At 72.1% G+C, this 23,990-nt stretch carries 22 protein-coding genes; 8 read left to right on the top strand and 14 right to left on the bottom strand.

Annotation, left to right across the window (positions count from 1 at the left end; all coding sequences use genetic code 11):
• Positions 1–103: 103 nt before the first annotated feature.
• A complete protein-coding gene (locus AB0B94_RS20335) occupies positions 104–493 on the top strand; it encodes a globin (protein ID WP_357282046.1) in 390 nt (129 codons plus the stop codon).
• A gap of 21 nt (positions 494–514) precedes the next feature.
• Here the strand turns inward: AB0B94_RS20335 and AB0B94_RS20330 are convergent, their stop codons facing one another.
• The 4 genes from AB0B94_RS20330 to ettA form a co-directional block, all read right to left on the bottom strand.
• Positions 515–1,099, bottom strand: a complete 585-nt coding sequence (locus AB0B94_RS20330; protein WP_238669065.1) for a YbjN domain-containing protein — start codon at positions 1,097–1,099, stop codon at positions 515–517.
• Positions 1,100–1,230: 131 nt separating this feature from the next.
• On the bottom strand, positions 1,231–1,968 hold the full coding sequence (locus AB0B94_RS20325; protein ID WP_357282040.1) for a hypothetical protein: 738 nt from the start codon (positions 1,966–1,968) through the stop codon (positions 1,231–1,233).
• Positions 1,965–2,411, bottom strand: coding sequence for a thioesterase family protein (locus tag AB0B94_RS20320; protein ID WP_357202341.1), 447 nt, complete (start codon positions 2,409–2,411; stop codon positions 1,965–1,967). The genes AB0B94_RS20325 and AB0B94_RS20320 overlap by 4 nt, the downstream gene beginning before the upstream one ends.
• Before the next feature lie 12 nt (positions 2,412–2,423).
• Positions 2,424–4,100 (bottom strand): energy-dependent translational throttle protein EttA, encoded by a 1,677-nt coding sequence (gene ettA / locus AB0B94_RS20315; RefSeq protein WP_179783536.1) that lies wholly within the window; start codon positions 4,098–4,100, stop codon positions 2,424–2,426.
• A 209-nt stretch (positions 4,101–4,309) separates the two neighbouring features.
• Here ettA and AB0B94_RS20310 point away from each other — a divergent pair, with 209 nt between their 5' ends.
• From AB0B94_RS20310 to otsB, 4 genes are all read left to right on the top strand, one after another.
• Positions 4,310–4,594, top strand: coding sequence for a hypothetical protein (locus AB0B94_RS20310; RefSeq protein ID WP_357282037.1), 285 nt, complete (start codon positions 4,310–4,312; stop codon positions 4,592–4,594).
• Positions 4,591–4,983, top strand: a complete 393-nt coding sequence (locus AB0B94_RS20305) for a hypothetical protein (protein ID WP_357282034.1) — start codon at positions 4,591–4,593, stop codon at positions 4,981–4,983. Before AB0B94_RS20310 ends, AB0B94_RS20305 begins: the two co-directional genes overlap by 4 nt.
• 142 nt (positions 4,984–5,125) lie before the next feature.
• Positions 5,126–6,526 (top strand): trehalose-6-phosphate synthase, encoded by a 1,401-nt coding sequence (locus AB0B94_RS20300; protein WP_030333449.1) that lies wholly within the window; start codon positions 5,126–5,128, stop codon positions 6,524–6,526.
• Between the two features lie 41 nt (positions 6,527–6,567).
• Positions 6,568–9,132: a trehalose-phosphatase gene (gene otsB / locus AB0B94_RS20295; protein WP_238669082.1), complete on the top strand. Its 2,565-nt coding sequence runs from the start codon at positions 6,568–6,570 to the stop codon at positions 9,130–9,132.
• A gap of 160 nt (positions 9,133–9,292) precedes the next feature.
• On the opposite strand, the gene cobA is transcribed toward otsB, so the two are convergent.
• From cobA to cobC, 3 genes are read right to left on the bottom strand one after another with little or no spacing between them, the layout of a single operon-like run.
• Positions 9,293–10,534, bottom strand: coding sequence for a uroporphyrinogen-III C-methyltransferase (cobA, locus tag AB0B94_RS20290; protein WP_357282031.1), 1,242 nt, complete (start codon positions 10,532–10,534; stop codon positions 9,293–9,295).
• A 40-nt stretch (positions 10,535–10,574) separates the two neighbouring features.
• A complete protein-coding gene (gene cobT / locus AB0B94_RS20285) occupies positions 10,575–11,660 on the bottom strand; it encodes a nicotinate-nucleotide--dimethylbenzimidazole phosphoribosyltransferase (RefSeq protein ID WP_238669083.1) in 1,086 nt (361 codons plus the stop codon).
• Positions 11,660–12,745 (bottom strand): Rv2231c family pyridoxal phosphate-dependent protein CobC, encoded by a 1,086-nt coding sequence (cobC, locus tag AB0B94_RS20280; protein ID WP_357282029.1) that lies wholly within the window; start codon positions 12,743–12,745, stop codon positions 11,660–11,662. Before cobC ends, cobT begins: the two co-directional genes overlap by 1 nt.
• Positions 12,746–12,866: 121 nt before the next feature.
• Between cobC and AB0B94_RS20275 the strand changes: the two genes are divergently transcribed.
• Positions 12,867–14,996, top strand: coding sequence for a transglycosylase domain-containing protein (locus tag AB0B94_RS20275; RefSeq protein ID WP_357282026.1), 2,130 nt, complete (start codon positions 12,867–12,869; stop codon positions 14,994–14,996).
• Between the two features lie 12 nt (positions 14,997–15,008).
• Here the strand turns inward: AB0B94_RS20275 and AB0B94_RS20270 are convergent, their stop codons facing one another.
• Entirely contained in the window at positions 15,009–15,578 is a 570-nt protein-coding gene (locus AB0B94_RS20270; RefSeq protein WP_091405515.1) for a GNAT family protein, read from the bottom strand.
• The gene (locus AB0B94_RS20265; protein ID WP_357282021.1) at positions 15,575–16,978 is read right to left on the bottom strand and encodes a cobyrinate a,c-diamide synthase; all 1,404 of its coding nucleotides are present in this window, start codon (positions 16,976–16,978) and stop codon (positions 15,575–15,577) included. Before AB0B94_RS20265 ends, AB0B94_RS20270 begins: the two co-directional genes overlap by 4 nt.
• Positions 16,979–17,183: 205 nt before the next feature.
• On the opposite strand from AB0B94_RS20265, the gene AB0B94_RS20260 reads away from it, so the two are divergent.
• Positions 17,184–18,005, top strand: coding sequence for an SURF1 family protein (locus tag AB0B94_RS20260; RefSeq protein WP_357282018.1), 822 nt, complete (start codon positions 17,184–17,186; stop codon positions 18,003–18,005).
• Between the two features lie 10 nt (positions 18,006–18,015).
• Here AB0B94_RS20260 and AB0B94_RS20255 read toward each other — a convergent pair whose 3' ends face one another.
• From AB0B94_RS20255 to AB0B94_RS20235, 5 genes are all read right to left on the bottom strand, one after another.
• Positions 18,016–19,608, bottom strand: coding sequence for an ATP-dependent DNA ligase (locus AB0B94_RS20255; RefSeq protein WP_357282016.1), 1,593 nt, complete (start codon positions 19,606–19,608; stop codon positions 18,016–18,018).
• An 85-nt stretch (positions 19,609–19,693) separates the two neighbouring features.
• Complete coding sequence (locus AB0B94_RS20250) at positions 19,694–19,900, bottom strand: hypothetical protein (protein WP_030333429.1); 207 nt, start codon at positions 19,898–19,900, stop codon at positions 19,694–19,696.
• A 77-nt stretch (positions 19,901–19,977) separates the two neighbouring features.
• A complete protein-coding gene (locus tag AB0B94_RS20245) occupies positions 19,978–21,321 on the bottom strand; it encodes a dipeptidase (protein ID WP_357282176.1) in 1,344 nt (447 codons plus the stop codon).
• A gap of 36 nt (positions 21,322–21,357) precedes the next feature.
• Positions 21,358–22,503, bottom strand: coding sequence for a M48 family metallopeptidase (locus tag AB0B94_RS20240; protein ID WP_238669075.1), 1,146 nt, complete (start codon positions 22,501–22,503; stop codon positions 21,358–21,360).
• 67 nt (positions 22,504–22,570) lie between these two features.
• Positions 22,571–23,284: a hypothetical protein gene (locus AB0B94_RS20235; RefSeq protein WP_357282012.1), complete on the bottom strand. Its 714-nt coding sequence runs from the start codon at positions 23,282–23,284 to the stop codon at positions 22,571–22,573.
• A gap of 201 nt (positions 23,285–23,485) precedes the next feature.
• Here AB0B94_RS20235 and AB0B94_RS20230 point away from each other — a divergent pair, with 201 nt between their 5' ends.
• Positions 23,486–23,887, top strand: coding sequence for a rhodanese-like domain-containing protein (locus tag AB0B94_RS20230; RefSeq protein WP_112584171.1), 402 nt, complete (start codon positions 23,486–23,488; stop codon positions 23,885–23,887).
• Positions 23,888–23,990: the final 103 nt, after the last annotated feature.

Below are 23,990 nucleotides of genomic sequence, written 5' to 3'. Positions count from 1 at the left end.
GGCGTGATCCGACGCACGCCGTGCGGGTCGGGTCGGCACCTGACGCACCTGGCAGGATGGAACTGTGACTTCCGCAGGTGAATCCGACCGTCCCGGTGCGTCGATGACCCTCTTCGAAGCGGTCGGCGGCGAACCCACCTTCCGCAAGCTGGTCGACGAGTTCTACGCCGGCATCGCGAACGACCCCCTGCTGCGACCCATGTACCCGGAGGAGGACCTGGGCCCGGCCGCGGACCGGATGACACTGTTCCTGATGCAGTACTGGGGCGGGCCGAACACGTACTCCGCTCAGCGCGGGCACCCGCGGCTGCGGATGCGCCACGCGCCGTTCCGGATCGGCGCGGCCGAACGGGACGCCTGGCTGCGGAACATGCGTCGCGCCGTGGACCGGCTCGACCTTGAGCCGGAGATCGCAGGCACCCTCTGGGACTACCTGGAGCGGGCCGCGTACTTCATGGTCAACGTCGAGGACGACCCGGCCAACGGCGGCTGACCCAGCCCGCCCGCAGCGGCGTCAGAGCAGCGCGCCCTCGTCGTGCAGCCAGTCCACGAAGCTGGTGGCTACCGCCGCGCCGCAGTCGAGCATCTCGACCAGGAGCGCGTCGTGGGTGCCGGCGCCCAGGGGCACCTGAAGCTCGGCGTAGATCGGTAGCTGACCGCGCTCGGTCGGGTCACCGATGTACGCCTTGCAGAACCGGCGGGTGTGGTTCCACTCGTTGACCACCCGGTACGCCCGGTCGGCCCAGTCCGGCGGGACCGTGGCGTGCGGACGTGCCCGCATGACCAGGATCTCGTCCTCCGGCCCTTCGAGGGTGACCAGCACCGCGTGCCGCTCCCACATCGCCAGCAGGTTGCCGTCGCCGTCGGCCAGGTAACGCACGTCGAGCAGATCGAGCGCGTCACAGACCCGGCGCAGACTCACCGGCTCGACGGTGGCGGGCATCTCGGTCAGCACGGGCCGCTCGTTGGACGGGCAGTCGTCCCCCGGCTGACGGGGGCTGGGCGGCCCGATCCGGACCGCGCTATCGACTGTGACCCCGCTTCGGGTTTCCGGATCGCCGCCGTCGGCGGGACCGGGGCGCCATGACCACCACGGCATCGCTCGCGCACCTCACTCCCCAGCGGATCCAGTCGCCTACGGTGCGTTGGATCCGAGGATGGACGGTACCCGGACAGCCGGGTTGAAGCACCCCCCCAACGACCGCCCCTGACCAGAAGAATGACCCGGGGTCATCCGTTCGGACGAGCGCTCAGGGGTGTCACGGCAAGATCCGTGGCCTTCTGCAACCACGCCGCTCCGTGCGGTCCCACCAGGCCGACCCAACGACCGGCCACCCGTACCTGAACGGCGTTTCCGCCCTCGCCGGCCGGCGAGCCGTGGGCGGCGCCGAGGAAGCCCATCCGGACCACCCCCTGCACCAGCCGCTGCGGCACCTCGACCGGCGCGGCGGGCGTCCCGTCCGGGGTGATCAGCACCGCCACGTGGTCGAGCAGCGCGTCACGCAAGACCCGCTGGCCCACGGCACGGCCGGCCACACCCTGCTCGCTCGCCGTCCGCAGGGTGCCCGCCGCCGCGTCGGCGATCCGCCGCAACTCGGCGACGGGCAGCGCCTCCACCTGGCGGCTCCCCGTCGGCGGCAGCGGCCAGCGCCACTGGGCGTCCCGGCGGGTCGGCAGTGCCGCCCCGCCCCGCTCCAGCTCGGCGAGCAGCTCCGTGGCCGCCACCGTGACGTCCTCCGCGACGCCGTCGGTCGGTCCACCGGTAACAGTGCGGACCACCAGGACCTGCCACGGCAGCCGGGCCCACAGGGCGACCCGGCCCGGTGCGCCGGCCGGCCGCAGCCGGACCAGCGCGACCGGATCCAACCGGACCAGCCGGGCCAGGAAGGCGCCCGCGTCCGACACCCCGGCGACACCGTGGGTGGACGCGGCCGTCCGGCCCGGCTCGGCGGTGCCCGGCCGGGTCACGCCACACCGCCCTGCGGCGCGTACGTGAGCAGGAAGTCCCGTTCCTCGCTGGTGATCCGCCGGGGCACCTGGCGGGTCAGGTCGAACGGCACCAGCACCGAGCGGGCCCGGCTGGCCAGCACCTCACCGTCGTACAACTCGTAGGCGACGGTGAACCGGGAGGCCCGGATCTCCTCCACCCACAGCTCGATCCGCACTGTGGGTGCCGCCTCCGCGGTGGCGCGGCCGAGCGCGTAGTCGACCGGGCGCAGGTAGTCGACCTCGTGCCGGCGGATCACCACCCCGTCGGCGAACGAGCCGACGCCCCAGGCCCGGCCCCCGGCGAACATCAACGCCACCCGCGCCTCCTCGTACAGCGTGAGGAAGCGCGAGTTGTTGACGTGGCCGTACGCGTCCAGGTCGGACCAGCGCAGGGTGCAGTGGTAGACGAAGCGGTCAGACACCTTCTCGGCCGGTCAGTCGCGGGTCAGCTTGCGGTAGGTCACCCGGTGCGGCCGGGCAGCCTCCGCGCCGAGGCGGTCGATCTTGTTCTTCTCGTACGCCTCGAAGTTGCCCTCGAACCAGAACCACCGGGACGGGTCCTGGTCGTCGCCCTCCCAGGCCAGGATGTGCGTGGCGACGCGGTCCAGGAACATCCGGTCGTGCGAGATGACCACGGCGCAGCCGGGGAACTCCAGCAGCGCGTTCTCCAGGCTGGACAGCGTCTCCACGTCCAGGTCGTTCGTCGGCTCGTCGAGCAGGATGACGTTGCCGCCGATCTTCAGGGTCAGCGCCAGGTTGAGCCGGTTGCGCTCACCGCCGGAGAGCACCTTCGTCGGCTTCTGCTGGTCCGGTCCCTTGAAGCCGAACGCGGCGATGTACGCCCGTGACGGCATCTCGACCTTGCCCACCATCAGGTAGTCCAGCCCGTCGGAGACGACCTCCCAGACGGTCTTGTCGCCGTTGAGGCCTTCGCGGTTCTGGTCGACGTAGGACAGCGAGACGGTGGGGCCGACCCGGACCTGGCCGCCGGTCGGCTCCTCCAGCCCGACGATGGTCTTGAACAGGGTGGTCTTGCCGACGCCGTTGGGGCCGATGATGCCGACGATGCCGTTGCGCGGCAGCGAGAACGACAGGTTGTCGATCAACAGCCGGTCGCCGAAGCCCTTGCTGAGGTTGACCGCCTCGATCACGGTGCTGCCCAGGCGCGGGCCCGGCGGGATCTGGATCTCCTCGAAGTCGAGCTTGCGGGTCTTCTCCGCCTCGTTGGCCATCTCGTCGTACCGGTCCAGGCGGGCCTTGGACTTGGTCTGCCGGGCCTTGGCGTTGGAGCGGACCCACTCCAGTTCCTCGGTGAGGCGCTTCTTCATCTTGGCGTCACGGCGACCCTCGACGGCCAGCCGGGCGGCCTTCTTCTCCAGGTAGGTGGAGTAGTTGCCCTCGTAGCCGATGGCCCGGCCGCGGTCGAGCTCCAGGATCCAGCCGGCCACGTTGTCGAGGAAGTACCGGTCGTGGGTGATCGCCATGACGGTGCCGGCGTACTTCGCCAGGTGCTGCTCCAGCCAGGAGACGCTCTCCGCGTCCAGGTGGTTGGTCGGCTCGTCGAGCAGCAGCAGGTCGGGCGCCTCCAGCAGCAGCTTGCAGAGCGCGACCCGGCGACGCTCACCGCCGGAGAGCTGGGTCACGTCGGCGTCCGGTGGCGGGCAGCGCAGCGCGTCCATGGCCAGTTCGAGCTTGGAGTCGACGTCCCAGGCGTCGAGGTGGTCGAGCTCCTCCTGGAGCTTGCCCATCTCCTCCATCAGCTCGTCGGAGTAGTCGGTGGCCATCTGCTCGGCGATCTTGTTGAACCGCTCCAGCTTGGCCTTGGTCTCGGCGACCGCCTCCTCGACGTTGCCGAGCACGGTCTTGGCCTCGTTGAGCGGGGGCTCCTGGGCGAGCATGCCGACGGTGTAGCCGGGCATGAGTCGGGCCTCGCCGTTGCTCGGCTTGTCCAGCCCTGCCATGATCTTGAGCAGGCTGGACTTTCCGGCGCCGTTCGGACCGAGCACACCGATCTTGGCTCCCGGCAGGAAGCTCAACGTGACGTTGTCGAGCACGACCTTGTCGCCGTGCGCTTTGCGCGCCTTTTCCAGAACGTAGATGTACTGGGCCACGGTGCGGGCTACCTCCGTCGGTTGCTGTCGCTGATCGGCGGCGCGGCGCGGGCTGCGAGGACCGCCCGCCGCCGCCGGCCGGGAGCCGGCCGCGCGCACGCCATCGTCAATCCTGACAGGTACGGCGCGCTTCGCCCACATCACCCCGCCCCAGGAGTACGCGGACGCGCTTCCTTGCCCGAGCCGGTAAGGCAAATTACGGTTTAGGTATGACCAAGAAGATCACCATCAGCCTGCCCGATGATCTTGCAGATCGGCTGGCTGAGGAGCCGAACGCCTCTGCCTATGTCGCGGAATCCCTCCGACGGCGGGTGGCCGGGGAGAAGACGCGCGAGATCCTTCGGCAGGTCGGTTTTGAGATCACGGATGAGGGAGTAGCGCGGGTACACGCCGAGATGGAGCAGCTGAGGGCGAGCATCACACCCGAACTGCGCGAACAGGCGGCCCAACTCCAGGCCGAGGTCCTGGCGGCACGCGCGAGAGCCAGCCGGTGACGGACTACGGCTTGGCGTTGGATGCGACCGCCCTGCTGGCCTATTCGTCGTCGGCACGGGACGTCGGTCACCGCATCGCGGAAGCCGCCGACTATGGCGTTCACGTGCTGGTGCCGGCGCTCTGCCTCGTCCGTGCGCACCAGGAGGCCACTCCCGGCCAGTGGGAGATGCTCGAAGTGCTCGCCGCGTTGCCGCACATCCGGGTAACCCCGGTCGAGCCGAACATGTGCTCGTTTCTCGGCGGATGGTCACGCCGAATGGCCGGGCACACCGACCTAGCCCAGCTGGCGATGGATGCCGCCGCCCACCCCCTCGTGCCGATCATGACGGATCGGCGGGAGCTGCTCGGCGAGGTACTGCCGAAGGAATGGCCGATCATCGACCTCTGACCGGCGAGCTGTCGACAAGATCACCTTTAGGATTCGGTCGCGCCGAGGCGGGTAGGAGACTCCGGCACGGGGCACAAGACGCCGCAGCTACGCTCAGTACGCTCATCGCGGTGGACCCGTCAGTACCCGGAGGTAGCCGATCGTGACCGTCCGTAGCTCCTTTGTCGTAGTGGCGAACCGCCTGCCGGTCGACGAGGTGAGCACACCCGAGGGTCGGCAGTGGCGACGCAGCCCTGGCGGGCTGGTCACCGCGCTGCATCCCGTACTCGCCGAACACAAGGGCACCTGGGTCGGCTGGGCCGGTGGCACCGGCGCGGCCCCCGAGCCGTTCGACCTGGAGGGGATCCGGCTGCACCCGGTCCCGCTCAGCGCCGAGGAGTTGGAGCGCTACTACGAGGGCCAGTCCAACGCCACGATCTGGCCGCTCTACCACGACGCGGTGGAGACGCCGGCCTACAAGCGCCGGTGGCGGGAGGCGTACCGCCTGGTCAACGCCCGGTTCGCGGAGGCCGCAGCCGACGTGGCGGCCGAGGGCGCGACGGTCTGGGTGCAGGACTACCAGCTCCAGTTGGTCCCGGCGATGCTCCGCGAGCTGCGCCCGGACCTGCGGATCGGGTTCTTCCTGCACATCCCGTTCCCGCCGATCGAGCTGTTCATGCAGATGCCGTTCCGTACCGAGATCCTGCGCGGTCTGCTCGGCGCCGACCTTGTCGGTTTCCAGCAGCGGCTGGCCGCGCAGAACTTCGTCCGGCTGGCCCGGCACCTGCTCGGGCTGCGCTACGAGGGGCAGATGATCCAGGTCGACGGTCGGCAGGTGAAGGCGGGCGCCTTCCCCATCTCGATCGACACCCAGGAGATGGAGCGGATGGCCGCCGATCCGGCGATCCAGGCCCGGGCCAAGCAGATTCGCGCCGAGTTGGGCGACCCGAAGACGATAATCCTGGGCGTGGACCGGCTGGACTACACAAAGGGCATCGAGTTGCGGCTCAAGGCCTTCCGGGAGCTGCTGGCTGACGGAAAGTTGACAGTTCCCGACGCGGTGATGGTTCAGGTCGCCACACCCAGCCGCGAGCGCGTGGAGCACTACCAGGCACTACGGGTGAAGGTGGAGCGCGAGGTCGGTCGGATCAACGGCGAGTTCGGCAGGGTCGGCGTGCCGGCGGTCCATTACCTCCATCAGTCGTACAGTCGCAGTGAGCTGGCGGCGATGTACGTTGCTGCCGACGTGATGATGGTGACCCCGCTGCGAGACGGAATGAACCTCGTGGCGAAGGAATACGTAGCATCACGTGCCGACCAGGGTGGCGCGCTCGTACTCAGTGAGTTCGCCGGTGCCGCCACCGAGCTTCGCCAGGCATTTCTGTGTAACCCGCACGACCCGGACGCGGTCAAGGACGCCCTCCTCCGGGCAGTGCACGTGGAGAAAACCGAGGCACGCCGCCGGATGCGGACAATGCAACGTCACCTGCGTACCCACGACGTGGGCCACTGGGCCAAGTCTTTCCTCTCGGAGCTCGGAGTTCCCGAGGCGGAGGCCGAGTGAACACGTCCGTCAATGATGGGGCGGCAACCGCCACCGGGGTCATGGACCCCGAGTTGCGTTCCGCCATCGGCCGGATCGCCCGGGTCCCCCAGCTCCTGGTCGCCTGCGACTATGACGGCACCCTGGCGCCGATCGTGGAGGACCCGAGCACTGCCGTCCCGCTGCCCGAGTCGGTGGCAGCGGTCCGCGCGCTCGCCGCGCTGCCGCAGACCACAGTGGCTGTGGTTTCCGGTCGGGCGCTGCGCGACCTGGCCGCGCTCTCGCGGCTGCCCAGCGAGGTGCACCTCGTCGGCAGCCACGGCTCCGAGTTCGACATCGGCTTCGTCGAGCGGCTCTCCCCCGAACTGGTCGCCGTGCGGACCCAGGTCCGCAACGCGCTGCGTGAGATCGCCGCCCAGCACCCGGGCATCAGGCTGGAACGCAAACCGGCGAGCGTCGCGATGCACACCCGTGGGGTCGACCCGCAGATCGCCGCCGCCGCCATCGAGGCGGTCCGCAACGGTCCGGCCACCTTCGACGGCGTCACGGTGACCCAGGGCAAGGAGGTCATCGAACTCTCCGTCGTGGCCACCCACAAGGGCACCGCGCTCGACCAGTTGCGGACCCAGCTCGCCTCCAGCGCGGTGCTGTTCATCGGCGACGACATCACCGACGAGAACGGGTTCGCTCACCTGCACGGCCCCGACCTCGGCATCAAGATCGGCCCCGGCGACACCCAGGCCAGCTACCGGGTCGCCGACCCGCTGGAGGCCGCCCGCGCGCTGGCGCTGCTGCTGGAGACCCGGCGGCACTGGCTGTTCGGTGAGCGGGCGGTGCCGATCGAACGGCACTCCATGCTGGCCAACGGTCGTACCGTCGCGCTGCTCACCCCCGAGGCCAAGGTGAGCTGGCTCTGCCACCCCAAGCCGGACTCGGCGGCGATCTTCGCCGACCTGGTCGGTGGCAGCCCGGCCGGCCACTTCAGCGTCGCCCCGGAACGTGGCGGCATCCCGCTGGGCCAGCGCTACCGTTCCGGCACGATGACAGTGGAGACCCGCTGGTCCGGGCTCACCGTCACCGACTGGCTGGACAAGCCCGCCCGGGAGACCACCCCGGACGACAGCCCGGCGGTCATCACCGGCGACTCGACGCTGGTCCGGGTGCTCACCGGCAGTGGCAAGGCCAAGGTGGAGTTCGCGCCGAGGCCCGAGTTCGGCCAGGTGGCCGTCCAGTTGCAGCCGCTCGGCGACGGTCTGCTGGTGCTCGGCTCCAACGAACCGGTGGCGCTCTACGCCCCCGGTGTGCAGTGGGAGGTCGGCAACGACGGAGGGTACGAGACCGCCAAGGCGATCGTCGACCTCTCCGCCGCCGGTGGGCAGGTCGTGCTGGAGCTGCGCTTCGGCACGCACAGCCTGGAGCACCACCGAGTGCCGATCCACGAGCGGCAGGCCGCCGCCGAGCAGCCGTGGAAGGACTGGGTCGCCTCGCTGCGGCTGCCGTCCACCGCCCGTGACCTGGTCGCGCGCAGCGCCCTCACCCTGCGCGGGCTCTGCCACGAAGCCACCGGCTCGATCCTGGCCGCAGCGACCACCTCGCTCCCCGAGGAGCTGGGCGGCGTCCGCAACTGGGACTACCGCTACTGCTGGCTGCGCGACGCCGCGTTGACCGCCCGCGCACTTGTCGACCTGGGTTCCGTCGAGGAGGCCGAGGCGCTGCTGCGCTGGGTGGACGGCTGCATCGAGCGCACCGGCGGGCACCCGGAGCGGCTGCACCCGCTCTACACCATCGACGGCTACGAGCTGGGCGCCGAGGCGGTCATCGACACGCTGCCCGGGTACGCCGGCTCCCGGCCGGTCCGGGTCGGCAACCTCGCCAACCACCAGTTGCAGCTTGACGTCTTCGGCCCGATCGCCGACCTGATCGCGGCCGTCGCCGACGCTCGCGGTTCGGTGCGCGACGACGAGTGGCGGGTCCTGGAGAACATGGTCGAGGCGGTCCGCCGCCGCTGGCACGAGCCCGACCACGGCATCTGGGAGGCCCGGCTGCCACCTCGGCACCACGTCTTCTCCAAGGTGATGTGCTGGATGACGGTCGACCGCGCGCTGCACGTGATGCGCGAGCACGGCGGCGAGGACCGGCCCGAGTGGAAGGACCTGCGCGACCGGATCGGCGCCAACGTGCTGGAGCACGGCTGGCACTCCGACGTCGAGGCGTACAGCGTCGCGTACGGGGACGAGGACATGGACGCCTCGTCGCTCTGGATCGGCCTCTCCGGTCTGCTTCCGGGCGACGACCCGCGCTTCCTCTCCACCGTCCTGCGGATCGAGGCGGACCTGCGCAGCGGCCCGGTCGTCTACCGCTACCACTGGGACGACGGCCTGCCCGGCCGCGAGGGCGGTTTCCACATCTGCACGGCGTGGCTGATCGAGGCGTACCTGCGCACCGGCCGCCGCACCGACGCCGAGGAGCTGTTCGCGCAGATGGTGCTGACCGCCGGCCCGACCGGGCTGCTCCCCGAGCAGTACGACCCGCTCGCCGAGCGCGGCCTTGGCAACCACCCGCAGGCGTACAGCCACCTCGGGCTGATCCGCTGCGCCCTGCTGCTGGACAACATGCTCAAGCAGTAGTCGACCGACAGACCACGACGGGCCGGAGCAGCGCTGCTCCGGCCCGTCGTCCGTGCCGGCACCTCTACGCGGTTTCGGGGACACCGACCCGCTTCCTCGGGCCACACCGCCGATGTTCTGACCGGCGCTTCGCCGGAGATCACCGCCGCGCTCCGCCGCCTCAGCCGTCGAGCGCGCCCACCACGTCGCCCACCACCACGACGGCGGGCGGGCGCAGGTCGGCCGTTAGCGCGTCGGCGGCCACCGCGTCGAGGGTGGACCGCAGCACCCGTTGGGTGCCTGTCGTGGCTTCCTGGACGACGGCGGCCGGTGTCTGCGGCGGCCGTCCGTGCGCGATCAGGGTGGCAGTGATGGCGGCCAGGTTTTTCAACCCCATCAGGATCACCAGGGTGCCGTGCAGACCGGCGAGGGCGTCCCAGCGCACCAGCGAAGCTGGAGCGTCGGGTGCCAGGTGCCCGGAGACCACGGTGAACTCGTGCGCCACCCCCCGATGGGTGACCGGGATGCCGGCCGCGGCCGGCGCGGCGATCGAACTGGTCACGCCGGGCACCACTGTCACCGGCACGCCGGCGGCCGCGCAGGCCAGCAACTCCTCACCGCCGCGCCCGAAGACGTACGGGTCACCGCCCTTGAGCCGCACCACGACGGCGCCGGCCAGGGCCCGGTCGACAAGGATCTGGTTGATCTCCTCCTGGGCCCGGGACGGGCCGTAAGGGATCTTCGAGGCGTCCACCAGCTCGACGTCCGGGCGCAGCTCGTCGAGGAGCAGCCCGGGTACCAGCCGGTCGGCGACCACCACGTCGGCCTCGGTGAGCAGCCGCCAGCCCTTCACTGTGATCAGTTCCGGGTCCCCCGGCCCCGCCCCGACCAGCGCCACCCGCCCGGTCTGCCGCCAGCCGGTCGTGCCGGTGGAAGCGTCGGGCCGGCCGGCGATCCGGTCCGGCGCCACGCGCACGGCGAGGAGGTCACGGATGGCGTCGCGGACCGTCATCGCCCGGCGCGGGTCGCCGCCGCCGAGCACCGCCACGGTGACCGGGCCGTGCCGGGTCACGGCCGGGGTCCAGGCGGTGGCGGCCGTCCGGTCGTCGGCCCGGACGCAGAAGATCCGCCGCTCGGCGGCGACGGCGCTCACCGAGGCCGCCGCCATCGGGTCGTCGACAGCGACCTGAACCAGCCAGGCGCCGTCCAGGTCCTCGGGCACGAACCGGCGCGGCACCCAGTGCAGCCGACCCGCGTCGGCCCGGGCGCGCAACGCCGGAGTCAGCTCCGGGGCCACCAGCAGGACGTCCGCACCGGCGTCCAGCAGCGCGGGTACGCGCCGGGTGGCGACCGCGCCGCCACCCACCACGACCACCCGCCGCCCGTGCAGCCGCAAACCCAGGGGGTACGGATTGGCGCTCACGCCGCACCACCGGGGCGGACGGCTCGTTCGCTGCACGTGCTCACTTCTCGACCACCCCGGCCGAGTCGAAGGTGGCCACCTCGTGCAGCACCCGGACCGCGCCGGTGACCACCGGCAACGCCAGCAGCGCGCCGGTGCCCTCGCCGAGGCGCAGCCCCAGGTCGATCAGCGGGTCGAGGCCGAGGTGGCGCAGCGCGACGGTGGCGCCGGGTTCGGCCGAGCGGTGGCCGGCGACCATGGCGCAGACCGCTTCCGGGGCGAAGGCGGCGGCGGCGAGCGCTGCCGAGACCGCGATCACGCCGTCCAGCAGCACCGGCGTGCGGCGTGCGGCAGCCCCCAGGATCAGCCCGGCCAGGGCGGCGTGCTCCAGACCGCCGACGGCGGCCAGAACCCCCAGCGGGTCGGCCGGGTCGGGGGTGTGCCGGGCCAGCGCGGCCCGCACCACGGCCACCTTGCGCGCGTACGTCGGATCGTCGACCCCGGTGCCCCGACCGGTGGTGTCGAGCGGGTCGGCGCCGGTGAACGCGGCGATCAGCACGGCGGCCGGGGTGGTGTTGCCGATGCCCATGTCGCCGGTGAGCAGGATGCCGGCGCCGGCGTCGATCAGCTCGTCGGCGATCCGGATGCCGGTCTGCACCGCCGCCAGCGCCTCGTCCCGGGTCAGCGCGGCGGTCGCGGTGAGGTCGCGGGTGCCCCGGCGGACCGACGCGGCAACCAGCCGAGGCACGGCCGGGTCGCGCACCGCCGGCTCGGCGGCAGGTTCGGTGGGCAGCGGGGTGGCCACACCGACGTCGACCACTGTGACCGAGGCGCCGGCCTGTCGGGCGAACGCGTTGACCACCGCTCCACCGGCCAGGAAGTTGCCGATCATCTGCGCGGTGACCTCCTGCGGCCAGGGGCTCACCCCCTGGGCGTGCACACCGTGGTCGCCGGCGAAGATCGCCACCGCGGCCGGTTCGGGCAGCGGTGGTGGGCAGACCCCGGCCAGGCCGGCGAGGCGTACCGAAAGCTCCTCCAGCGCGCCCAGCGATCCCGCCGGCTTGGTCAGCCGGCCGTGCAGCTCCCGGGCGGCGGCCATGGCCGCTTCGTCCGCCGGGCGGATCGCCGCGACAGTGGTCTCCAGCATCATGCCTCCATGGTCTCGCGCAGCACGTCGATGAACGCGTCGGTGGTGTTTCGGTCGCGTACCGCCACCCGCAGCCAGTCCGGGCCGAGGCCGGGGAACGTGTCGCCTCGGCGCACCGCCCAGCCGCGCTCACGCAGGGCGGCCCGGATCGCTGTCGCGCCCGGCAGGTGCAGCAGGACGAACGCGCTGGCGGGCCGGCCGACGACGCGTACACCGGGCAGTTCGGCGAGGCGCGCGGCCAGGTGCTCGCGGTCGGCGGCGAGGTCGGCGGCGATCGCGCGTTCGGCCTGGACCGCGACGGCGCTGGCGCAGGCCGACGCTGCCGCCAGCGCGGGCGTGGAGACGGCCCAGAGCGGTTGGACGGCGGCCAGCCGGGACAGCAGCTCCGCGTCGCCGAGCAGGTAGCCGATCCGCAGCCCGGCCAGGCCCCACGTCTTGGTGAGGCTGCGCACCACGAGCAGCCCGGGCAGGTCACGGCGTTCGGCCAGCGATTCCGGTTCGCCGGGGTGCCCGAGAGCGATTGTGGTGTCGGCGAACGCCTCGTCGACCACCAGCACCCGGCCGGGGCGGGCCAGCGCGGCCACCGTCTGGGCGGGGTGCAGCACCGACGTCGGATTCGTCGGGTTGCCGATCATCACGAGGTCGGCGTCGGCGGGCACCCGGGACGGGTCGAGCCGGAAGTCGTCGGCGGCGTCGAGCAGGACCCGCTCGACCGGGTGTCCGGCGGCCCGCAGCGCCGCCTCCGGCTCGGTGAACTGGGGGTGCACCACAACGGGGCGCCGAACGCCGCGCAGCGCCTGGGCGATCAGCACGAACCCCTCGGCGGCGCCGGCGGTGAGCAGCACCTCGTTCGGGTGACGGCGGTGCCGGGCGGCGACCGCCGCGCGGGCCGGTGCCGGGTCCGGATAGCGGGCCAGGTCGATCAGGGTCGCGGCGATCGGGTCGGCCAGCCAGGCGGGCGGTCGCGCCCGACGGACATTGACGGCGAGGTCGATCAGACCGGCTGTCGCCTCCGCGTCGCCGTGGTGGGCGAGGTCCGGATCGCCCTCAGCGGGTGGGGCGACAGCGCTCGGCTGATCAGACATGTCCGCGATCCTGCCGGGAAGGTGGCCGGTGGGACAGTCCATCCCAGCGTAAGCCGCGTCACCACTCGCCGGTTTAAGAGTTCTTCTCATGTACGAATCGGAAATGTCATAACTTGACCAGGTGAGCAACCGACCCCTTGCTGCCGCTGGTCGACTCGTCCCTCTCCTCCGCGCCGGACTGATCGCCGGAATCGTGATCGCCGCCGCCGCCTATCCACTGGTCGCCCTCACCGGGCTCGGCGCGAAGGCCACCGCGCACGCCGTGGACCAGAAGACCCGGGTGCTGAAGACCGCCCTGCCCGCCGAGACCTCGTACGTCTACGGCCCGGACGGCAAGACCGTGCTGACCATGTTCTACGAGGAGTACCGGCAGTACACCAAGCTGTCGGACATGTCGCCGAACATCCAGCAGGCGATCGTCGCCGCCGAGGATTCCCGCTTCTACCAGCACCACGGCGTCGACCCGAAGGGCGTGGCCCGGGCCTTCGTCTCCAACGCCCGCTCCGGCGGCTCCCAGGGCGCCTCCACGCTGACCATGCAGTACGTCCGGATGGCCCTGCGGGACAGCGCGACCACGCCCAAGGAGGTCCAGGAGGCCACCCAGCAGACCAGCCTGCGCAAGGTCAAGGAGATGCGGATGGCGCTGGACCTGGAGAAGGAGATCAGCAAGGAACAGATCATGGAGCGCTACCTGAACTCGGCGTACTTCGGGCACCGGGCGTACGGCATCTACGCCGCCAGCGAGATCTTCTTCTCCAAGACCCCGAAGGACCTCACCCCGGTCGAGGCCGCCACCCTCGCCGGACTGGTCAAATCCCCCTCCGAGTACGACCCGGCCGACTCCGACCAGAAGGAGGCCACCGGGCGGCGCAACTACGTGCTGGACCGGATGAGCCAACTCGGCTACCTCTCCCCCGACTCGGCAGCCGCCGCCAAGTCCGAACCGATCCGGCTCAAGCTGACCACCCCACCGCACGACTGCGCCGCAGTGGCGGACAAGTACAACAGCTGGGGCTTCGCCTGCGACTACCTGAAGAACTGGTGGAGCGCGCAGCCCGCGTTCGGGGCGAACCGGCTGGAACGGATGGACAACCTGCGCCGGGGCGGCTACCGCATCGTGCTCAGCCTCGACCCGAAGATCCAGGAGGCCGCGGAGAAGAGCGTGGGCGCCAAGGAGGCCACCGGCAGCCCGTTCGCCAACGGCATCGTGGTCTCCGAACCGGGCACCGGGCGGGTGAAGGCCATGGCGGTGAACCGGACGTACTCGCTGGACCTGGCCGAGAACCCACAGAGCTCCAACCCGGAGGCCGGGCCGAAGGTGAAGGCCAACTACCCGAACACCGTGGCACCACTGCTCGGCGGCGGTGACCTGGCCGGCTACCAGGCCGGGTCGACGTTCAAGATGTTCCCGATGCTGGCCGCGCTGGACTCGGGCATGACCCTGTCCACCTCGTTCAACGCCCCATACCGCTACCGCTCCGAGGTCTACGACGGCTGGGCGCCCTCCAACGCCAGCGGCGCCATGACCGGTCAGCAGACCATGTGGTCCGGCTTCGGCAAATCGGTGAACACGTACTTCGTCTGGCTGGAGGAGAAGGTCGGCGCGGACCGGGCGGTCCGGTTGGCCGAACAGCTCGGGCTGCGGTGGCGCACCGACGTCGACCGGGACCACGCCTCGCCGGACAAGGCGAAGAAGTGGGGTGCCTTCACCCTGGGCGTCTCCGACGCCACCCCGCTGGAGATGGCGAACGCGTACGCCGCCATCGCCGCCGACGGCCGCTACTGCGAAGCCATCCCGGTGCAAGCGATCATGAACCGGGACGGCACGCCCGCCACCTACGCCACCCCCGGCGGCCTGCACCGTGAGGTGGCCAAGCCGCGCTGCCGGCAGGTGGTGAGCGCGGACGCAGCACGGGCGGCCACCGACGCGGCCCGCTGCCCGACCGGAGACACCCCGGCGCGCGGCAGCTGCGGCGGCTGGTCCACCGCCGACAGCGTGCGGGGCACCGTCGGACGCCCGGTGGCCGGCAAGACCGGTACGACCGACAGCACCCGGTCGGCCTGGTTCGTGGGCTACACCCCGGAATTGGCCGCGGCGAGCTTCATCTCCGACCCGGACAACCCGTTCAACGCTGTCGGTGACGGGCAGTCCCAGATCCCGATCAAAGCGGTTTCGGAGACCCTGCGCGACGGCCTGAAAGGCACCCCGACCCGCCAGTTCACCCCACCGTCGGACGCCATCGTCGGCTGACCGGCGCGGGGCTCAACGCAGGTCGGCGGCCACGAACGACCACAGCTCCAGATCCACCCGGCCGCCGCTGACGAACCCGGCGTTGCGCAGCAGACCCTCGTAGCTGAACCCGGCCTTCTCGGCGACCCTGCGCGAGGCCAGGTTGCCGGGAGCCACCCGCAACTCGACCCGCTGGAAGCCGTGCTCCAGGATCAGCGCGATGGCCACCGCGTCGACCGCCTCGGCGGCGAAGCCGAAGCCCCGCGCGTGCGCGGCCATCGCGTAGGAGATCTCGGTGAGGCGGGCACCCCAGTCGGTACGCCGGGTCCACAGCGAGCCCACCACCTGGTCGTCCTCCCGCCGGAGCACCGCGTAGTGGTCACCCTCCCCACTGTCGCGCCGCTGCCGGGCCAGATCGGTGCACCAGGCCAGCCCGTCGATCGGGCCGGAATCGTCGGGCAGCGGAAGCCACCGCCGGGTCAGTTTGTCGGCGAAGATCTCCCCGGCCGCCGCCGCGTCGGCCGCCGTGAGCTGACGCACCTCAGTACGCGGGGTGGAGACGGTCAACGCCGGGAACCGGCGCACCGCCACCTGACCGATCACACCGACACCTCGCCCGACTGCGCGGGTACCACCTCGCTCGTCGGGTCGGCCGCCGCAGCGGCGACCAACCGAGCCGCCATCTCCGGATGGCTCGCCCAGTGCAGTGTGAGCTGCGAGGCGTGCACGTTGCGCCAGACGAAGCCCTCCGGCGCGCCGCCGTCCCAGCTCCAGGCCGGGCGCTGACCGGCGCGGGGGGTGAGCACCGCACGGTGTGCCTTGTGCCCGACCAGCACCGTGCCGGTGGCGGCGACCACGCTGTCGGTCTGGGCGGTCGCCTCCCGGTAGCCGGCCACCACACCGTCGCGGCTGACGCCGACAGCGTCCAGGACACCGCACATCGGCAGCCCGTCCAACTCCCGGGCCAGCCAGAGCAACCCGGCACCCTCGGCGATCACCGGACGCCCGGTCCGCGCCAACTCGGCCACCGCGATGCAGAGCCGCCGGTTGGCAGACAACTGCTCGGCGTACGCCTCGGGCAGCGCGCCGCCGACGACCAGCGCGCGGGTGCCGACCGGCAGCGCCTCGTCGCGCAGCGGGTCGACGACGACGACCTCGGCGCCGGCGGCCCGGAGCAACTCGGTGGTCTCCGGGTGGCTGAAGCTGCCGCCCGGCCCACCGGCCACCGCCACCAGTGGGCGGTTAGCCGGGGGTGTGAACGTGCCGAGGGCCTCCTCGGGAGACCACGCCGGCGCCGGCAGCGGCGGGGCGGAGCGGGCCAGCCCGAGCAACCGTTCCAGGTCGACAGTGGCGGCGACGGCCTCGCCCAGCCGGCGGACCGCGCGGACGGCGTCGGCCGAGTCGTCGACCACCGGCGCCACCCCGTGCCGCCGCGACGGCAGCACAGCCGGCAGGTCCTGTCGACGCAGCGCGCCGTAGACCGGCACCCCCACGTCGTCCAGCGCCTCGCGCAGCATCCCCTCGTGCCGCGACGACGCCACCCGGTTGAGGATCACCCCGCCGAGCCACAACTGCTCGTCATACGAGCGGAAACCGTGCACCAGGGCCGCCACCGACTGACCCATCGCGGCCACGTCGACAACGAGCACCACAGGGCTGCGCAGCGCGGCGGCCGCAGCGGCGGTGGACTCCTGCTCGGGACGGCCACCGACCGAGTCGTACAGCCCCATGCTGCCCTGCACCACCGCCAGCCCGGCACCGGCGGCACCGTGCGCCACCAGCGGGGCGAGCCGGTCGAGGCCGACCAGTCGGGGGTCGATCACCCGACCCGGCCGACCGGAGGCGAGGCCGAGGTAGGCGGCGTCGACGTGGTCCGGCCCGAGCTTGAACCCGGCGACGTCGACCCCTCGCTCGGCCAGGGCGGCGAGCAGCCCGATCGCCAGCGCGTTCTTACCGTGCCCGGAGGACGGCGCGCTGAGCACCAGGCGCGGCACGACGGTCATCATCGACTCCTCGCGAGCGGCGGCGGGTACGCGACGGGACGACCAAGGCCGATCCGTCGGCGTGACGATACCCGCCCGGCTGAAGGCGCGAGCACCGCCAACCGGGGTGGGCGGCCCGGCCCTGGCAGCGCCCCGGAGCATCCGCCCGGCCCGGTCCGGCCCGGTCCAGGTCAGTGGCGCCGGTCATACGGGTAGCCTCGGTCGCGTGTACCGGTTCCTGCTGAGCCCACGCTGGCTGGGCGCCCTCGCGCTGACCCTGGTCGCGGCCGCCGTCATGGTGTTCCTCGGCAACTGGCAGCTGGACCGCTACCGGGGGCGCACCGAGGTCAACGAACGGATCGACGCGGGCCAGCGGATGGCGCCCGTGCCGATCGCCGACGCGCTGCGCGCCCCCACCGGCGGCGGGGGGACGGCCGGTCCGGCCCCCGCCGAGGACAAGGTCTGGACCCGGGTCACAGTCACCGGCCGGTACGACCCCACCAACACAGTGCTGGTGCGTGGCCGCACGGTGGACAGCCGGGTCGGTTTCGAGGTGCTCACCCCGCTGGTGCTCGCCGACGGCACGGCGCTGCTGGTGGACCGGGGCTGGATCCCGCCGGCGCCCGGTGGCGCGACCGCCCAGCCGTCGGTGCCGGCCGCGCCGACCGGCGACGTGACTGTGGTCGGCCGGGTGCATGAGACCGAGAGCGGCGCCGGCGCGGTGACCCGACGCGACGGGCTGTTGGAGATCCGGCGGATCGGGGTGTCGCGGCTGGCCGGCGAGCTTCCCTACCCGGTCTACGGTGCGTATCTGCTGCTCGACGAGCAGACCCCGGCAGCAGATCCGGTGTTCAGGGCGGTCCCGGTCGGGCACGCCAACAACTGGCAGAACTTCGGCTACGTCGTGCAGTGGTGGCTGTTCGCGGTGATGGCCCTCTTCGGTTATGGCTGGGTGGCCCGTCGGGAGGCCCGCCGGGCCGCCGGCATCGGCACCACCCCGGCTCCCCTGGACCGGGCCGCCGAGCCGACGCCGACCGCTTCCGCCTGACCTCGCTCGGTCAGCCGGTCACGCGGCCGGCGTGGATGGCGCGGACAGCGTCGATGGTGTCCGCCTCCGCTGCGGACTTGTCGTCGCGATAGCGCACCACCCGGGCGAACCGCAGCGCCATCCCACCGGGATAGCGCGAACTCGTCTGCACCCCGTCGAAGGCGATCTCCACCACCTGCTCGGGCCGGACCCGGACCACCCAGTCGCCGCGTTCCACGGCGAGGCCGAGGAACCGTTCGGTCTGCCACCGCAGCAGCTCGTCGGTGAGCCCCTTGAACGTCTTGCCGAGCATCACGAAGTCACCGGTGCGCGGGTCACGCGCACCCAGGTGCAGGTTGGACAGCCAGCCCTTGCGTCGGCCGCTGCCCCACTCGACGGCGAGCACCACCAGGTCGAGGGTGTGCCGCGGTTTGACCTTCACCCAGGCGGCACCGCGCCGGCCGGCGTCGTAGGGGGCGTCCGGCGCCTTGACCACCACGCCCTCCTGCCCGGCGTCGAGCGCTGCGGCGAACGCGGCGGCGGCCTGCTCCGGGCCGTCGACCTCCATCCGACCGACAAGCAGCGACGAATCCACCGAACCGGCGAGGGCGGCCCACCGCTCCCGGCCGGGGCTGTCGATCAGATCCTGGCCGTCGAGGTGCAGCAGGTCGAAGAAGTACGGGGTGAGCACCGTCGCGCCGGTGCTGGCAGCCGCCGCGAGCACCGCCGGAGCGACAGGTGTGCGCCCGGTGGTGCTGGGGGTGGTGCGTCGGGCGGCCCGGCTCGACGTCTGCTGGAACGGCAGTGGACGACCGGTCTCGTCCAGGCCGATGGCCTCGCCGTCGAGGACCAACTCCCGGCCCGGCAGGGCACGAACCGCGGCGACGACCTCGGGCACCCGGGTGGTGATCTCGTCGAGGCTGCGGGTGAACACGGCGATGTCGGTGCCGGAGCGGTGCACCTGGATGCGGATGCCGTCGAGCTTCACGTCGACTACCGCCGGCGTGCCGGTGGCGGCCAGCGCCTCGTCGACCGAAGGGGCGCTCTGCGCGAGCATCGGCGCCAGCGGACGGCCGACCTGCAGACCGAACCCGGCCAACTCGGCGGCCCCTCCGGCCAGCGCGGCCACCGCCACGGCCCGGAGATCACCGGCGAGCAGCAGCGCCCGGCGGACCGCCGCCACCGGCACCTCGGCGGCCCGGGCCACCGCGTCCGCGAGGAGACCGGCCTGGGCGCCCTGCCGTAGCTCACCGCTGAACAGGCCGGTGAGCAGCCGCTGCTCGTCGGCCGTCGCCGCCGCGTAGAGAGCGCCGAGCAACGCCCGACGCCGAGCCTGTGAGCCCGAGCCGTGCACCGCGGCGATCTGCGCCACAGCCGCGTCAACGGCGGCCACCGTCAACGTCGGCTCGGCGGCCGGTGGCGGCAGGTCACGCAGGCTCGCGTAGCCGACCCCGGTCTGCCGTTGGCGCAGCTCACCGGCGAGATAGCCGGCACCGGGCTCAACCTCGCCGGGGTCGAGCCGGCGCAGCGCGTCAGCGAGCAGCTCCACCTTGGCCCGTCGGCCGCTGGTGGCGGCGACGGCGGCGGAGGTGGCTGCCAGATCGAGGAACCGCACGCAGCTCATCCTGCCAGTCCCCTCCGACACCGCCCGGGCATTGCCGTGCCCGGGCGGTGTCGGCAGGGTGCCGCCCACTCACGCGGACGACGGTTCAGGCGGAGACGGGTTCCTCGATGCGCAAACCTCGGGCGCGGACCTCGCCGGCGACCCGGGAGAGCACCGAGTCGAGGGCGACCAGTGCGGCGGAGAGCTCACCGAGCTGTTCGTTGAGCGTGTCCTCGGACCACGCGGAGACATCGACATCTCCCAGCGCGCTGACAGCGGCCCCCAACCGGGCCATCACCTCGTTCGTACTCATGTACGAAAGGCTATAACAGCTGACCATCCGACACGCCGTAAACTCCCAGATCAGGCCCAAAGTTGCCGTTCTGACACCTAACTGCTCACCGCCGCCACGTTGCGCAGAAGCAGCGCCTCGGCGAGGCAGACCCGGGCGAACTCACCAAGGTGCAGGCTCTCGTTCGGGCCGTGCGCGCGGGCGTGCGGGTCCTCCACGCCGGTCACCAGGATCGCCGCCTTCGGGAACATCTCCTGGAAGGTGGCGATGAACGGAATCGAACCGCCGATGCCGATGTCCACCGGGTCGGTGCCGTCCCAGGCGGTCCGGAAGGCCGAACGGGCGGCGTCGAACATCGGCCCGGACGTGTCGATCACGCACGGGTCACCGTCGTGTTCGACGGTGACCGTCACCTGCGCGCCCCACGGCGCGTGCTGCTCCAGGTGCGCACGCACCGCCGCGTACGCCCGCTTGGGGTCGTCGCCCGGAGCGAGGCGGATGCTGAGCTTCGCCTTCGCGGCCGGGACCAGGGCGTTCGGCGCCTCGCCGGTGGACGGCGCGTCGACACCGAGAATGGCCAGCGCCGGCTTGGTCCAGAGTCGGTCGGTGATTCGGCCGGTGCCGATGAACCGCACACCGTCGGCGAGCCCGGCCTCGGCCCGGAATCGGTCCTCCGGATAGTCGACGGTGGCGCCCTCCCGGCCGACCAGGCCGTCCACCGCCACGTCACCGGCGTCGTCGTGCAGCGTCGCCAACAGCCGGACCAGCGCGGTGAGCGCGTCCGGCACGGCGCCACCGAACATGCCGCTGTGCACCGCGTGGTCCAGCGTGCGCACCTCGACGAAGCAGTTGACGATGCCCCGCAGCGAGGTGGTCAACGCCGGTACGCCGATGTCCCAGTTGGCGGAATCGGCGATCACGATGACGTCCGAGGTGATCACGTCGCGGTGCTCGACCAGCAGTTGCTCCAGCGAGTCGGAGCCATACTCCTCCTCGCCCTCGATGAAGAGGACCACGCCGACCGGCAGCGCGTCACCGTACGCGCGCAGCGCCGCCACGTGCGCCATGACGCCGGCCTTGTCGTCGGCCGCGCCCCGGGCGTAGAGCCGGCCGTCCCGTTCCACCGGCTCGAACGGGTCGGACTCCCACAGCGACCGGTCGCCGACCGGCTGGACGTCGTGGTGGGCGTAGAGCAGCACGGTGGGCGCGCCGGGCGGGGCGGCTCGACGGCCGATCACCGCCGGCTGGCCGCCCGATCGCACGATGTCGACGTCCAGGCCACAGCCGCGCAGCAGCTCGGCGACCGCCTCGGCCGAGCGTTCCACGTGCGAGTGGTCGAAGCCCTCGAAGGCGATGCCGGGGATGCGGACGAGGCGCTCCAGGTCGGCCCGGACGCCGGGCATCTCCCGCTCGACGGCGGCCCGCACCTCGGACTCGGACATGATCGGTGAGGTCATGACCGGCATCGTATGCCGGCCTTACCGGGGCGTGTCGGCGGAGCCCGTACCGTCACCGCTGTCGGCGGGGCCGGTGCCGGCCCGCGCGCCCGGGGCGGCCCGCCCGGCGCGGTGTGCGCGGCCCGCCGCCTCGGTGGCGGCGTCCATCCAGGAACGGGCCCGACCGGCGGTGCCGCCCACCCACTCGCCGACGTCACTCGCGCCGTCGCCGAGCCGGCGCAGCAACCCGACCAGCGGGTCAGTCGACCGGCTGAACTCCTCCCGGTACGACTCGGCAGCCGCCTTGATCTCCTCCGACACGCTCGTCGAGCTGTCATCCTCGCGGCGCGGATAGTCCCCCGCCAGCACCCGCCCGTACTCCCCGGAGTCGATCCACTGGCGCAGCGACGCCGCGCGCGCCACCGGCACCGGGTGGGTGCTCCACGCTGTCATCCGGATCTTGTGCAGGCTGTCGCGCAGGTCGCCGCCACCGGCGTACTCGGCGGCCTGCTCCAGGAAGGCGGTGGTGTCGACCTGGGACAGGTCACCGCCGCCGGCGAGCTTCATCAGCAGCCGCAGCGCGGCACCCGGGTCCTGCCCGGCGAGCAGGCCGGCCCGGTCGGCGGAGAGTTCCGCCTTGCGCCACCACTCCAGCATCGCCGCGATGATGGCGCGCAGCGCGATCGCGCCGACCGGCAACCAGCTCAGGTTGGCCGCCCACCGGGTGAGAATCATGAGCATGGTCTTGTAGACCGCGTGCCCGCTGCCCACGTGCCCCAATTCGTGGCCGAGCAGGCAGCGCAGCTCGTCCTCGTCGAGTTGCTGCACGCAGGCGGAGTTCAGCACGATGAACGGCCGCTCCAACCCGACCGCCTCGGCGCCCAACCAGGGCGACTGCGTCACGTACAACTCGGGCAGTTCGGCCACGTCGAGCGCCGCCGCGGCCTCGGTGTAGCGCTGCCACACCGCCGGGTACTGCCTGTGGTCGACCCGGATGCCGGAGGCCAGCACGGACAGCCGGAAACCCCGCTCGTTCCACATCCCGAAGAACGCCCGCAGCACATCGTCGAAACCGCGCAGCTCCCGCAACGCGACCAGGGCACCCCGGTCGGCCGGATGCTCCCAGGCCCGCGAGCTGATGCCGGTGAGGGTGATCCGACGCCGCGCTGGCGCGTCCGCTGCCGTCATTGTGGCTCCCCGTTCGCCGTGGCTCTCCGCATCGTGCCGCAGTCGGTGGCCCACGTCCATGCCCCGCTCATCGGAGCCGCACGTAGTACCGATCCGCGTCGTACGGCAGTGTCGGCGCGCCATCCACCAGCAGGTCGGCGTGGACAGCGGTCTCGTCGACGGCGAAGTGCGCCCGCTCCCCGTCATGCCAGCGGCGCAGCTCGGGCAGGATCTCCGGGCCGTCCCGGGCGACAGCGCGAGCCAGCCGCAGCGGCGCGGGCGCGGTGACGAACACGGCCAGCGTCAGCTCCGGCCGGACGACCGCCCGGGCGGCGCTGACCCCCTCGACCACCAGCACCGGAGCCACCGGCACCGGCACCGGCCGGAGCAGGAAGCACCGCCGGACCCAGCTGTACCGCCGGTAGGCGCCCGGCTCCCCGTTACGCAGCGGGCCGAGCACCCCCTCGTCGAGCCGGGGCCAGAAGGTGACCTGGTCGTCCCACCCGTCGAGCAGGTCGTCGGTGTGCACCACCGGCGGTGGGCCGCCGAGCGGCCCCGCCAGGGCATCCGCGAGCTGCGCGGCGAACCGGCTCTTACCAGCGCCACTCGGCCCGTCGACGGCGACGAGCCGGGTCCGCCCCAACCGCGCCGGGCCCGCGAGCACCCGACGAGCCAATTCGGCGTACGCCTCGACAACCGCCACCGTCGGTCGGACAGTTCCCGGGTTCAGCGCAGCCTCCCGTGGTGCATGACCGAAGTATGCCGCCACCGCTGGTGGGCAGGGTGATCGACTCGGGTTCATCGAAGTCGCGGTATCCCTGTCGGCTCGTGTCGATCGTGCCGGTTGCGGGGTCGGCGTGGGCCACGTTGACACGTCCGGCTGACCGCCCCGGCCGGCCACCGTCACGTCCGGGGGAATTGGGGCGGCGACGGGTGACGGGCGGCCCGTTCGCCGCCCGGGGTGCCACCGAATCGGCATGATCGGGTGGTGCTCCGAGACGTGATGAGCCCCGGTATAGACGCCCTACTCGAACAGGCCCGCGCCGGGCTGCACCGACTGACTCCGCAGCAGACCGTCGAGGCGGTCCGCGGCGGCGCGTTGCTGGTCGACACCCGTACCGAACTACAGCGCCGCGAACAGGGCGACCTGCCTGGCGCGGTCGTCATCGACCGGACCGTACTCGAGTGGCGCCTCGATCCGGCCAGCGCCTGGCGGATCCCGGAAGCCACCGGGTACGACCGGGAGATCATCCTGGTGTGCCGACAGGGCTACAGCTCCAGCCTGGCCGCAGCCAGCCTGCAGACCCTCGGGCTACGCCGGGCCACCGACATGATCGGCGGCGTGGACGCCTGGCTCGCCGCCGGCCTGCCCACCACCGACCGTCCCGCCGACATCCGCCCCTGACTGCCCCGACCCTGCCCCGCAGGTTCCAGTCCCTGAGCGGTCGGTCCTCGCGAGATCGTGCTCGAACCAGTGGACAGCCCCTCCTTGCGGGGACCACACGATC

Source organism: Micromonospora sp. NPDC048986, from assembly GCF_040649335.1.
In the GTDB taxonomy this organism is placed as follows: Bacteria; Actinomycetota; Actinomycetes; order Mycobacteriales; family Micromonosporaceae; genus Micromonospora; species Micromonospora alfalfae.
Note: the sequence above shows the minus strand (reverse complement) of the source record. Positions and strands in the feature narration are given on the sequence as shown.